Origin of the sequence: Bacteroides sp. CAG:633 (assembly GCF_000435115.1) — a bacterium.
Classification (GTDB): Bacteria; Bacteroidota; Bacteroidia; order Bacteroidales; family Bacteroidaceae; genus Bacteroides; species Bacteroides ndongoniae.
This window is the reverse complement of record NZ_FR883116.1, coordinates 22,926-35,825: the sequence shown is the minus strand read 5'-3', so window position 1 is coordinate 35,825 and position 12,900 is coordinate 22,926. Positions and strand designations below refer to the sequence as shown.

The window sequence follows — 12,900 nt, the reverse complement described above, 5'->3', positions numbered from 1 at the left end:
CTTCTCGCTGAGCGGACGATTCATGCCCACCACACTGATTCCCAATGCAGTAAACACATCCGAGTCATATGGTACTCACATTTCCACCGATAAATACAACTATTACTTCTACGACCTGAATGCCAAACTGAATCACAAGTTCAACGACCGCAGCCGCCTCTTCTTAGGCTTTTACCGCGGCAAAGACCATTACCACTATTACAACGACGACAAGCCGACTGACTATTCATCCTCTCCGCAGCAATATTACACCAGCAAAGCCCGCCTGAACTGGGGTAACCTCATCGGCTATGCCCGCTGGAACTATGTATTCAGTCCCAAGCTCTTTGGCAACGCCACCGTAGCGTACAACCAATACCGCATGACCCTACAAGAAGATACCGAAAACCGTAAAATACAGAACGGCAACACATTGGAACGCCAAATCTATACATCAAAATTCCACTCGGGCATACGCGACTGGAGCGCCCGCATGGACTTCGACTATACCCCATCCACCAGCCACCGCGCACGGTTCGGCTCCGAATTTATCCACCACCTGTTCAGTCCCGGTGTCTCCACCGCACACGAAGGGAACTACGGAACTTCCACCACACCGGCAGACACCACCTACCGAACCAGCATCAATCAGGCACAACGGGGTTTCGAACTCTCCCTTTATGCCGAAGACGACTGGGAACTGTCCGACCGGCTCAGCCTGAACTGGGGAGGACGCCTGACCCTCTTCCACACACAGGGTAAGAGCTATCTGTCGGCACAGCCCCGCCTCTCCCTGCGCTACGACCTGGGCAGCGGTCTGGCAGCCAAAGCCTCGTATGCCCACATGGCACAATACGTACATCTGCTCTCGTCCACTCCCCTCTCTATGCCTACTGACTTGTGGGTACCCATCACCCGCAACATACGCCCCATGTACTCCAACCAATATGCTGCCGGACTCTACTACGACGGGCTGTCGGGGTGGGAGTTCTCCGTAGAAGGCTACTACAAACAAATGCGCCACATTCTGGAGTATCAGGACGGCGTTTCCTTCTTCGGCAATTCCACCTACTGGGAAGAGAAAGTAGAGATGGGCGAAGGACGCTGTTACGGATTGGAAGTGATGGCACAGCGTACGGTGGGTAAAACAACCGGGTGGATTTCGTACACCCTCTCCAAAAGCGAACGCCGTTTCAAAGACGGCAGCATCAGCCAGGGACAATGGTTCCCGCACAAGTACGACCGCCGTCACAGCGTAAACCTCTGCCTGAACCACAAATTCAACGACCGCATCGATGTGGGCGCTTCGTGGATATTCTACACCGGAGGTTATATCACCGTACCCGAACGGCAAACCATCGTCATCAAGCCCGACGGTAGTATCGGTCAGGAAAACTACATTTCTCACCGGAACAACTACCAGCTTCCTCCCACCCACCGGCTGAACGTCGGCATCAACTTCAACAGGAAGACCAAACACGGTATGCGTACGTGGAACATCAGCATTTACAACCTTTACAACGCCATGAATCCCAACGTCGTATATACCAAACAAGAAAATATCTACGAAAATTTTGCTCCCGGAGAGATCATCACACAGCATACCAAAACCACTATCAAGAAGCTGACCATTCTGCCCTTGATTCCCTCGGTGACCTATACATACAGATTCTAACTCCTAAACATGAAAGATATGAAACACATTCCCTGCATATTGCAAATTATTCTGGTTACCTGCATCGCACTGACTGCATGTACCAACGAAATCCCCTACAACGAACAGGCTCGGGAACCTCAACTGATACTGAACGCCCAACTCACTGCCGGCGCAAAAGAGAACTATGCCTACCTGCACCTCAGCGAAGGCAACCGTATCGGACGGGTGACACAAGGCAGTCTTACCTTATATATTAATGGAAAAGCCACTGAAACACCCGAAGAGATTTCGCCCGAAGAACTGTGCAGCGACCTGAAAGGGACGATAGACGACGAACAGTTCGAGCAACTGCTACGTAATATCCACTTCAAGAAATTCCGTATCACCTCCGAACTGCACCCAGGCGATCACATCCGCTTGGAGGCAATAGCCGAAAACGGAACTTACCATGCAAGCGCAGAAACCATCGTTCCCCGCCCCATCGAAAGCCTGCAAGTGGATACAGCCCTGACCTATCTGCGCGAGTATGCAGGAGATGTACTTTACCGCCAGTATAAAATCACCCTGAAAGACCTGCCCGGCGAAAAAAGCTACTACCGGCTGGACATCAGCCACGAACTACAGCAATTGGTGACATACTGGACCTATCGTTACGACGCAGGAGGAAATCTCGTAAAAGAACAACGCGACACCTTGCTAACCTCCGTCCCGATGCCCAAGATTATCAACCGCGAAGACATCATCCTGACCGATGGCCATCCCCACAACTACAACGACGAGGAGAATGAACTGTTTCCCACCACGAGAAACAAATACAACCTGTTTACCGACAATCGTTTTCCCGATGCATCGGCCACCTTGAAAGTCTATACGCCTACTTACCATACCGAACCGCCATACTTCTTCAACTACATCGACTACCACAACAGCCAGACCATTACCGTCAGCATCTATAGCCTTACCGAAGAACAATACCGCTACCAGAAGGCTCTGAACACACTCGATGACGAAAATTACGAAGAAGTTCTGATGGAACCCGTCAGCATCCCCACCAACGTTACGGGTGGACTGGGATTCGTCGGTGCCGATTCGCGCACACAGTTCGTCCTGCACATTCCCTGACAAGTATCAGGATGGTCTGACAAAAAGCCTAAAGAAGCAATACGGACATAGGATATTTCGGTAAAAAGGCCTACTTTTGTGCCCTCAATCTACTGAAACAAGAAATTATGTTTGTACTGATCATTATTGCACTCATGCTGGGCGGTGTAGGAACGGGCTATCTGTTGCGCCGCTGCAACACACGCCCCGTAGGCCGCATCATTACCATATTAATATGGTTGTTACTCTTCCTGCTGGGCACGGAAGTGGGGGGCAACCCGGACATCATCAACGGCCTGGGCACTTTAGGAGTAGAAGCACTGCTCATCACCCTGTTTGCCGTACTGGGCAGCTGTCTGGCAGCCTGGGGATTGTGGAACTACATCTGCCGGAAAGGAGGTAACGCAAAGTCATGAAAGGTAGCCTCATCATCATCGCCTTCTTCGTACTGGGCATTATCTGCGGACACCAACACCTGCTGCCCGACAGCCTGAACGTAGCCGATCTCAGTTTCTACGCCCTCTGCGCACTGATGTTCTTTGTAGGTATCAGCGTGGGTTGCGACCCTAAAACCTTGCTGAGCTTCCGACAACTGAATCCACGTTTTGCCCTGCTACCGCTGATGACCATCGGCGGCACGCTGGCCGGATGCCTTGTCGTCTCGCTACTGCTGCCCCACCGCAGCGCGGCTGACTGCTGTGCCATCGGTTCGGGCTTTGGATACTATTCGCTTTCCAGCATCATTATCACCGAATACAAAGGTCCTGCCATGGGCACCATCGCCCTGTTGAGCAACATTATGCGCGAAATCATCGCCCTGCTTGCCGCTCCATTGCTGGTACGCTGGTTCGGTAAACTGGCTCCCATTGCTGTAGGAGGTGCCACAACCATGGACACTACACTGCCCATCATCACCCGATACAGCGGAAAGGAACTGGTAGTGGTATCTATATTCCATGGTTGCCTGACAGATTTCTCCGTAACCTTCCTTGTCACTTTATTCTGTTCATTATAGACAAACCTACTTTTGTCTTTTTGTAAGCAAAAGACTGATATACGTCATCCATTAATGTTAAACAGCCTATAATATTACGTTCTTATTACAAAATACACGAAAAACAGTACGTTTTCACACACCCAAATTGATATAAGTCAAAAAAGAAGTGCTTTCCATACACTTTCTTTTTCATTTGTTTTTGTGTTATAAAACATGTCCATATATTTGCATCGGTAAAAAGAAAGACTAAGCGCTTAGAGTTTTTCAATAGGTATTAGGACAAGAGTTTTTAGGATAACAAAGTTTTTAGGATTAACAATTAAAAAAGTAGGTATTATGAAACGTTTTGGATTAACATTAGTGGCAGCATTCTGCTTGGCAGCTACAACTTTTGCAGCAGGCAATCAACCGACAACGGAAAAGAAGTGGGAAGGTTCCATCAATGTAAATACATTGAGCAAATACCTGAAGTTGACTCAAAGCCAGCATGAAAAAGTGGCAGACATTTGCAAATATTTCAAAAAGCAGATGACATTGGCCAACGAAGTAGCAGAAGATCAGGATGAAATGAGACGTAAAGCTGTTCAAGCCAACCTGAAACTGATGAAGGAAACTTTGGATGAAAAGCAATACGAAGAGTATGCAAAGGTTCTGAACACTACGTTGGAAAACAAAGGTATCGAAGTGAAGTAACACTTCACTCCGATAATTAAGGATGAAACTGATTTAACAATTCAAATAAAAAAGGCATCGGAGAGCAATTCTCCGGTGCCTTTTCTGATTAACGCCGCCACCATGATGGCAACGCAATCGTTCTAACCAGTCATATATTTACCTACATGTGTAGACAGAGCTACTTTCACAAGCAAAATCTGTCTTGCAGTTCTTTTTTGTATTTCTTCGAGACGAGCAGTTCGTCCACCTTGTCGAAAGGCGGATAAAGCAGACATTTACTGTCTTTTATAATCATCAGATAATCAATATTAATGATGTACGATTGATGTATCTGCACAAAACAGGGCGAATACTGGATAATCTGCTCGGCTGTCATTCCACGGCGCAATACAAGAGGTGGCTGCTGACTCAATATCACTTCCCACTGCTTACGCTCGGAACAGTAACGGAAAAAACCGATCTCGGCCGGACGCAATGCACGCATATCGTTTGTCGGAGTGAACACAATGAATGTCTGCCCGGCATGCAACGGAGTTCCTGCATACGGCACAATCCGGCTGTCCGCCTCTTTCTGACGTACAAACCTTTCCAGAATATCTTGAAGGTCCTGTTCTTCGAACGGTTTCAGCAAATAGTCGAAAGCCGACTCACGAATGGCCTGTATCATGTACTTATCGTAAGCCGTATAAAAGACAACTTTCATATTCCAGGAAATCGAATCGCGTATGTCCTGTAGCAGTTCCATCCCTGTCATATCGGGCATCTCTACATCCAGGAACAACAGGTCGGGGCGTACTTTGGTGATGACCTTCTTTCCCTGCTTCCCGTTTCGGGCCACTCCCTCCACCTGGAAGCGGGTATCTTTGCGCAGGCTGAAGTCCAGATTCTCCAATGAAACGTCGTCATCGTCCACTATTACCACTCTAAATCTCTCCATAGCTTTCGTCGTTTTGTTGGGCGAATATAAATATTATATTTATTTCACACAAAAGCGCAAACGAAGAATGTGGACTATCCGGACGTTTATCGAGATTATCCAATCGAAAAACGTTACTAAGAAGACATTCTTAAATCGTATAGTCGTACTTGTCGGGAAGCAGGAAAGCGACTTCGCACCCTGTCTCGCCACTGTCGAGAAGGACATTGTGCACCGAAACGTCGATTGTTTCCTTGTTCTTCATGTTCAGAATCTGAATGGTCTGCATGATGACTTTCATACCGGTGCCCGTCCCCCGATTGCGACTGTTCGGACGGTAACCTCCACCGTTGCCAGTCACTTTGATACTGATGGCACTTGCCGTACGCGTTACAGTTATCCACAGTCGGCGTTCGCCTTCCTTGCTGCGCAAAGCATGCTTCACGGCGTTCTCTACGGGAATCTGTATCAGCATGGAAGGGAGCATGACCTGTTCGGGATGCACATCGGGAGCCAAACTGATTTCGGGATAGAAAGCATCGCCCAGCGAACGGCGCTCCAGATCGATGTAAGTACGCACAAAGTCCAACTCTTCGGACAGGGTAACGCACAACTGCTCGGCCAATTCCAGATTGCGGCGCATCAGCTTGACCAGCGAAGCCAGTTCGTGCTTCTCTTCTTCCTTACGTCCGGCCATCTCCTGATTGAGCACATTGAAGATGAAATGAGGCGAAAGCCGGTTGCGGATGTTCTCCAGACGAAGGGTAGAAACGGTACGACGACTTTCGACAAGCAGCAGGGCACGCTTCTTCTTGCTGTACATATAAATAAAGACCATCACGAGGAAAGCCACTCCGCACAAGGCAATCCAGATGATACGGGTCTGCCTTAGTTCGAGCACTTCGTTTTCCTTAGCCTGAATGAGCACTTTCGGCGACATCAGTGTAGAGTCCTGCTGATAGCGCAGGGCAAGGTCAGCCGTACGCATCTTGACGTGTTCGTTGCGGATGGAGTCGTCCAGTTCACGGTTTTTCTTCAGGTAATCGTAGGCCTTATGATAGTTCTGGGTCTGCTCGAAATAGCGTTGCAGGTTGCGGTTGCGCACATGAATCAGGTCGGGGTAGACGTCGGGCGAAGTGACGCTCGAAGCCAGCACCCGGCGGGCGCCTTCCAAATCTTTCCGCAGCAAGCAGAGGCCCATCTTCTGTGTATCGATAGCGTAAAGAGCGGCAGGCATTCCGTATTCCTTGAAAAAAGGCTCGCACAAGTTGATATAAAGGGCTGCCGAATCGGGCTGTTGCAACGAAATGAAGCAATCGGCCAGGTTCAGCCACGTCAGGTTACGTTCGAACACCATTTCAGGATATTCCGTCGTCAGGTCTATCACGCGGCGGAAGTAGGTAAGGGCTGTTTCGTAATCGCCTCTGTAGTAATAGGATGTGCCGCGGTTGTTCAGGTAGAAGTGTTTCTCGGTAGGTCGCATCTCGTCGAAATACCTGGCTGCCAGATTGTAGTAATGATCGCACTGTTCGAAGTCGCGCAGCCATACATAGATCTGCCCCAATCCGTAATAAATGGGATACTTCTGCGAGTCGGGAAGTTGAAGCGAATCGCACAGCAACAGAGCACGACGATACCAGGCCGCTCCCACGTCCAGCTTACCTTGCTGGTTGCAGGCATCGGCCAGATTGATGAGGATGTCGGGCACACTTTCCTTATGGTTGCTCTGCATACGGAGCTCGTAAGCGCGATGGTAGCAAGCTGCTGCCGAGTCCATATAACCTGTACGCACGTAGATGTTGCCTTTACTGTTGGCGCAGTCACTTGCCAGGTCGGCCAGTTGCGGCGAAGAAGGCTGACGGCTGATGAAGTCTTCGATTTGCCGCACCACCAGCCGTGCCGAGTCCATCTCGGAAGTAACCAGATAGGTTTTCAGCGCCATTGCCAGATAATTGTACCACGTCAGACTGTCGTGCGATGCCTGCATACCCCGCACTGCCTTTGCCCGCACTTCGTAAGGATGGGTCGAAACAGAATCGCCATTCAAAGCCGAAAAGCGTTCGAACGTCCGCAGTTCGGAAGGCTGTTCTTCTTTCTCCCTGGAAGCACAGGCTGTCAGTGCCAGCAGGCAAAGCAGCAAAACGATATGGTACAAGCGTTTTATCATCTAATGGTCACCATTGTAGCTCCGAATCCGTATTCCTGAAACGAAGCATCCTGCGCCTTACAGGAGGAATATTTGCGCTTCAGTTCGTCCAAAATAGCTTTGCGCAACACGCCGTCGCCCTTGCCGTGGATGAAGACGATGCGCTGTTCACGCTTGTTCTTATATTGTTCCATCACCTCACGGAACTTGTCGAGCTGGTAGTTCAGCATCTCACCGTTCGACATGCCGCGCGTGTCGTCCAACAGTTCGCCGATGTGCAAGTCCACCTCTACGATGCCATTCTTTCCGCCTTGCTTGGCTGCGGGCTGGTGTTTTTTGGGGGCATCGGCCGAACGTTTCTGCATCAGAGCTTCCTGAAGATCCTCGGCCGACACGTACACCTGACGGGCAGGTTGGTCGTTGCGCACCACGTCATACATCAGGGCAGGCGTTTCGAAGAAGTCGGTAGGCTGGAAAGTATGCAGTTTGTAGAACTTCACCACATCGATACGCAGTTCCACACTGACTGCGGGCTTCAACTGAAAGGAACGACGGTCCTTGAAGGCCACGAGCTGCACGGCCACGCGTTCCAGGTCGTTGAGCGACGACTTTTCAAACTCTTCGAGCAGCAACTTGGTGTTAGGCTCTATCAGTCCATGCTGGCGCACTGTCCATGCCTTGCCTTCAGCACCCAAGTAGGTGTAGTACAGGTAATAGTTACTATCATTCACCAGATAACTCTCGAACGGAGTAGTGCTGACAGCCTTGATGTCTTCGGGCACAAAGGCCAGATAGACGTTCAGCACATCGCCGCCTTTCATCTCCGGCTGGCGGTAGACTGATATTTCGGGCTTTTCTACCCGATGCAGAGGCTGCTCGTAAGCCTGCTGCGACGCAGCGGGACGGGCGGGCTGCTCCTCGGCTTTCTTCCGTTCGGCCTTGGCGGCTTTCGAAGCGGGCGTGGGCACGTTGTAGTCATCGGTCTCAATCACCACCACTTCGCGTATGTGCATCGGGATGTCGAACCCGTCAGCATCTTCTACCAGTACAATGTCTTTACCTTGAAATCCGGTGACCTTTCCGCCACCAACTTCGCTCAGAAAGCGAACTTTATCTCCTATTTTTATCATGTCTTTTCTGTTTAATCATTCGGTTTCCTTGTGGCAAAGATAGTGAAAGGTGAGCGCAGAGACAAATGAAAACCAAAGTTTTCAATTTGGCTATGCCGAACCGCATCCTATCTTATCTAAAGATACGTAAATATCACTAAAATGACACGAGATACCCCCAAGACAAGTGTTTCTGCAAAGGAATGTCCTTAAAAGCCATACGTCACCGCCTTGTTACAACCCAATCCGCTGTTTCTATCCTGCACAATCGTTCTATCCACGCAGGAAGTTACATCTCGCGCACCGGGATATACATCCCACGTGCTGAGATATGCATCCCGCGTGCTGAGATATACATCCCGGCGCGCGAGATATAAAGAAAGTAAAAGAAAAAAGGATTCATCGGACGGTGAAGACACATCTAGCAGCTGAGAGAATAGTAGGTTAGGACATAATGGGAGGCAGAAATAAATAAGGGATGACGTTTCACAACGCCATCCCTTTACCTTTTCAAAACCTCATCTTCTTTTCTTTTCACGCTCCAAAGAAAAGAAAACGCAACTTTAGGAGAGAGTCTGCTATTTTCTTACCCATACAATGTCTGTCACCGCCCATCCGGTTCCCGTAGGAGTTCCTTGCTCGTCGGTGATACTATAATAGAATCCGTCCACATGCTGTCCTGCCCAGGTTCCGTTGTCCTGGAATGTAAGCGTCATAAGTCCTGTCTCCTGATTGAAAGCAACCGGGGCTACATATTCAATTTTCGTATCCCACGACAGTCTTCCGGCCTTATCGTATGCACACAGTACGATGTTCCGTTTGGCATCGTAAGCTCCCAACACCTGATTGAAGCGGATGACGAACTTACCGTTTTCGTAACTGATTTTATAAGGACCATCAAAAATACTTCCTTTGGGATACACGTTATACACCAACGGAGTTGCCGATTCTTCCAGCCGGCATGTGCCGTATGATTGCTGCACACCATCTACCGAACGGAAGCAATCGAATTCACCCTCCATGTTGAACTGCGAATATGTGTACTGCATCTTGTATACCTTCCCGGCACTGACAGTCAGCGTTGCAGAACGGGTTCCCGTAGGAGATCCCGGGGGAAAATCGGCTATATTGACCGTCAGTTGTTCACCTTCCAGCTGATAAGTCAGCCAATCGGCCGAACTTTCAATCTGAATTTCGCTAACTGATTTTACATGAAACGTCAACTGTTCTCCATTCTTACCCAAAGCTCGGCCTTCAATGTCCGAAATAGGAACATCTCCCATCTGATAGATGGCAACTTGAGTACTTCCCGATGCTGACTGAAGAGAGATGACGGCAGTCCGGCTCGACTCACTCTGATTGGGAGCAACTTTCAACTGAATCACATTCCCACTGGCAGTAGCCTGACACCAGTTGACAGAACTGGTTGCAGTAACAGGATCTACGGAATTCACTTCGATCGTTCCTTCTCCGCCGAAGCAGTCGTAAGAAACATCGGACTTCACAACTTTCAAAGTGGCTTGTACTGTTTCATCGTCGTCGGAGCATCCTACAAATCCGATGCAACATGCCATTAACAACAAAGTATATATTTTCTTTATCATACGTTTTTCAGTTATTTGGTTTACCATTTTTCTGTTCATAGGTTGCCAACCGTACAAAGCCGGCAACCTAAGATTTCAGCAGCGTATCAGTCATGCTTAAGCAAAGTGATGTGAGCAAAGCGCGACTCTCCATATGCCCTGTATTCTCCCGGTTGTCCCCACAGAATCATACCCGTAGTGGCTTCTTCACGTCGGCCATCGTCTACAAACCGATACAAATCAGGATTGTCTGCATCACGTTCGCCGTACATACCATATCGGAAATCGGTTCCTCCCCAAGTAAGGCGGCCACTCTCGGCATTCCATACAGACAGATAATTGCCACTTCCGTCGAGCAACTGCTGGTTGAGCAATTCCATGCGCGGAGTCTTCACCCCATCAACTACCGGCTCGGCATACGTCATGATAACATCAATCGGAAGCATTCCTTTGATGATATAATTTTGTTTATACGTTCCAATTGTAAGTTCAATTTCCAACGACGAAGCTCCATAATAGCCATTATACTTCATAGTATACTTGCCCAGATATTGCGTATAGTCCTCCATATTCGGGTCGTAGCGGAACGGAATAGTCTGTCCTTCGTATTCGAAAGCCTGATCGGTAAACGACCATCCAAAAGAATCTACTTCTTTGCCCCCTATCAGCAGAGGCGAATAAAAACGGATACCAGTCGACGTAAACAAATACGCAGCACTCTGCAATTCCTCAGTACCGATCTGAGCAGAAAGTTTACGGTCGGACGGGAAAGACAAGCTGACCGACTGTCCGTTGATAGTGCCCGACGCACCTTCTACTCCAAACAATGAGTTATAGTCATCTCTGATTTTCTGCACAGCAGTCAGATAACTTTCGGCCGATTCCTCCATACGTATCATCCTCATGACGTTCTTGGTCTTCTTGCCCTTCAAGATGATTTCATTGTCAGAATGCCCCATGATGATAAACTCGTAATCGCCTTCATATCCTTTTCCCAATCCGGCACCTTCCTGCTTGTCAGGATCGGCAAAGTAATGGATAATGGAATTATAGGTATCAAAATTCAACGTAGGCCCCATGTCCGAACCCATGGAATAAAGACTGGTCTCCGTGTACGACGGACTACTGGCAGTTTCGCCGGCGGCAGTCACTTCTTTCTCCGTAAACTTCAGAATCATGTTATAGCCTCCGTAAGCCTGGGTAGCCGAAGGAAAATACTCCAGCCTCCAGCCCTGTTCCGAACTGACCAACAGATCACGGCAGGCCTTAATTTCTTCGTTGATACGCTGTTGGGCCGGCTTGTCGAAAAGGTCGTCCACTTCAGGAGCACAAGCCTGAAACAATCCTGCCATTAAAAGTATGATATATAAAAGTTTGTTTTTCATAACTTCAGTTTTTAGTGTTATACATTCGTTATCCGACAATCATCAGGGCAGTGCATTGATATCCATACGCTGCAGTTCGTCGCAGCGCCGGTCAATCGCCGCACGCAGCTTGTCCATATCAATCTGGAAATTGGTACGCATGTAATCTTTTACAATGCCCAGCTTCGTTTGTATAATAGCCCATCCTTCTGCTCCGGCACCTTCCTCCAGCGCTTTCCATTGAGCATCGGTCCAAGTCAGGAAACAGGCTGTCATTTCAGCAATATCCTCACCCGGCTGGCTGCTGCCGTAAGCAGTAACAAAACCAAAGGGCGCATAATCGGCCATGTCGTGACGGTTGTTCCAGCCGGAAGGCGAATAATGTCCTTCACTCAGGTCGTTGTACTCAACAGGATATTCCTTGGTCTGATGCAGAATGTGAGCAAATTCATGATGCATAGTCTTGAAAAACATTTCGTTCAGGTCGGCAATGTCGGTAGGATCAAGCCAGTTTCCGCCTACCAGTGTCACCTTCAAGCCGCCTTCCGCGTAACCCAAAGTAATGGTGCCGTTGGGATTCCACTGACGCGAACCGACCAGGTGAATGATTTTGGGAGCGTATTGCCGCGTGAAGTTGATGCCACCTATCTCATCGTAAGCCTCAAACCACACATGCTTCACAATACGTGCCATCTGTACAGCCAGATCGTACTCAATAGGAACCAAGTTATTGCTCAAACTCGATTCAATGTCCTCCATCCGGTATTTGAAATCTACATTGTAAGGATACAGGTAGTTATTGTCCAGCCAAATGTCCAGTTCGTTCTTTTCCATTTCCACTTCGTCATCAAAGATGCTGGTGGGATTCAGGTCTTCTTCGCTGCATGCGCCACAAAGCATGGCACTCAAGAGCAGAAATAATAAGGAATATTTCAGTTTCATAATCGTAATCTGTTTATATATCGTTATGTTTTGCTAAAAAAGTCATCTTGGATTGGGAGTCATATCGCCCGGGGCAAACAATACCTCTTGCGGTATCTGAATGGCTTTGCGCGGATCATCCTGCAACAGGGTCAAAGGCTCTCCGTTATAGATGTTGTGCTGATAGGAAATACCATAGCGTTTGATGTCCATCCAGCGGATACCTTCGTGCAGACCTTCTACCCGACGTGCATGGAGTACGGCATGAATCAGATAAGTCTGTTCTTCCGTATAGGTAACACCTGTATGCAGTTCCTTCACATTGGCATTGGGGTTGCCTTTGCTGTCGGTAGCCTTGTAGAAGTCGATAATCTGCTGGGCACTGCAGGCCGAAATACCTTTTTTCATGTACCAGTAAGACAGGTCGGTAGCGGCAGCTTCATACTCCTGCT

General features: G+C 48.7%; 11 protein-coding genes. 5 read left to right on the top strand and 6 right to left on the bottom strand.

Going from position 1 to position 12,900, the window contains the following annotated elements; all coding sequences use genetic code 11:
- The 5 genes from QVP67_RS11900 to QVP67_RS11880 all read left to right on the top strand — a co-directional run.
- The coding region (locus QVP67_RS11900; protein WP_288180164.1) for a TonB-dependent receptor plug domain-containing protein at positions 1–1,654 on the top strand (1,654 nt) is incomplete at its 5' end.
- An 18-nt stretch (positions 1,655–1,672) separates the two neighbouring features.
- On the top strand, positions 1,673–2,758 hold the full coding sequence (locus QVP67_RS11895) for a DUF4249 domain-containing protein (RefSeq protein WP_022163788.1): 1,086 nt from the start codon (positions 1,673–1,675) through the stop codon (positions 2,756–2,758).
- A gap of 107 nt (positions 2,759–2,865) precedes the next feature.
- Complete coding sequence (locus QVP67_RS11890; RefSeq protein ID WP_022163787.1) at positions 2,866–3,153, top strand: LysO family transporter; 288 nt, start codon at positions 2,866–2,868, stop codon at positions 3,151–3,153.
- A complete protein-coding gene (locus QVP67_RS11885) occupies positions 3,150–3,752 on the top strand; it encodes a lysine exporter LysO family protein (RefSeq protein WP_022163786.1) in 603 nt (200 codons plus the stop codon). The genes QVP67_RS11890 and QVP67_RS11885 overlap by 4 nt, the downstream gene beginning before the upstream one ends.
- A 318-nt stretch (positions 3,753–4,070) precedes the next feature.
- A complete protein-coding gene (locus QVP67_RS11880) occupies positions 4,071–4,427 on the top strand; it encodes a hypothetical protein (RefSeq protein ID WP_022163785.1) in 357 nt (118 codons plus the stop codon).
- 166 nt (positions 4,428–4,593) lie between these two features.
- On the opposite strand, the gene QVP67_RS11875 is transcribed toward QVP67_RS11880, so the two are convergent.
- From QVP67_RS11875 to QVP67_RS11850, 6 genes are all read right to left on the bottom strand, one after another.
- Positions 4,594–5,346 carry a LytR/AlgR family response regulator transcription factor gene (locus tag QVP67_RS11875; RefSeq protein WP_022163784.1) on the bottom strand — a complete coding sequence of 251 codons (753 nt, stop codon included), beginning with the start codon at positions 5,344–5,346 and terminating at the stop codon, positions 4,594–4,596.
- 130 nt (positions 5,347–5,476) lie between these two features.
- Entirely contained in the window at positions 5,477–7,492 is a 2,016-nt protein-coding gene (locus tag QVP67_RS11870) for a tetratricopeptide repeat-containing sensor histidine kinase (protein ID WP_022163783.1), read from the bottom strand.
- Entirely contained in the window at positions 7,489–8,598 is a 1,110-nt protein-coding gene (locus tag QVP67_RS11865) for a DUF2027 domain-containing protein (RefSeq protein WP_071150839.1), read from the bottom strand. Before QVP67_RS11865 ends, QVP67_RS11870 begins: the two co-directional genes overlap by 4 nt.
- Before the next feature lie 560 nt (positions 8,599–9,158).
- The gene (locus QVP67_RS11860; protein ID WP_022163781.1) at positions 9,159–10,184 is read right to left on the bottom strand and encodes a BACON domain-containing protein; all 1,026 of its coding nucleotides are present in this window, start codon (positions 10,182–10,184) and stop codon (positions 9,159–9,161) included.
- Between the two features lie 86 nt (positions 10,185–10,270).
- A complete protein-coding gene (locus tag QVP67_RS11855; RefSeq protein ID WP_022163780.1) occupies positions 10,271–11,548 on the bottom strand; it encodes a DUF4302 domain-containing protein in 1,278 nt (425 codons plus the stop codon).
- 42 nt (positions 11,549–11,590) lie between these two features.
- Positions 11,591–12,469 (bottom strand): zinc-binding metallopeptidase, encoded by an 879-nt coding sequence (locus QVP67_RS11850; RefSeq protein WP_022163779.1) that lies wholly within the window; start codon positions 12,467–12,469, stop codon positions 11,591–11,593.
- Positions 12,470–12,900 lie beyond the last annotated feature (431 nt).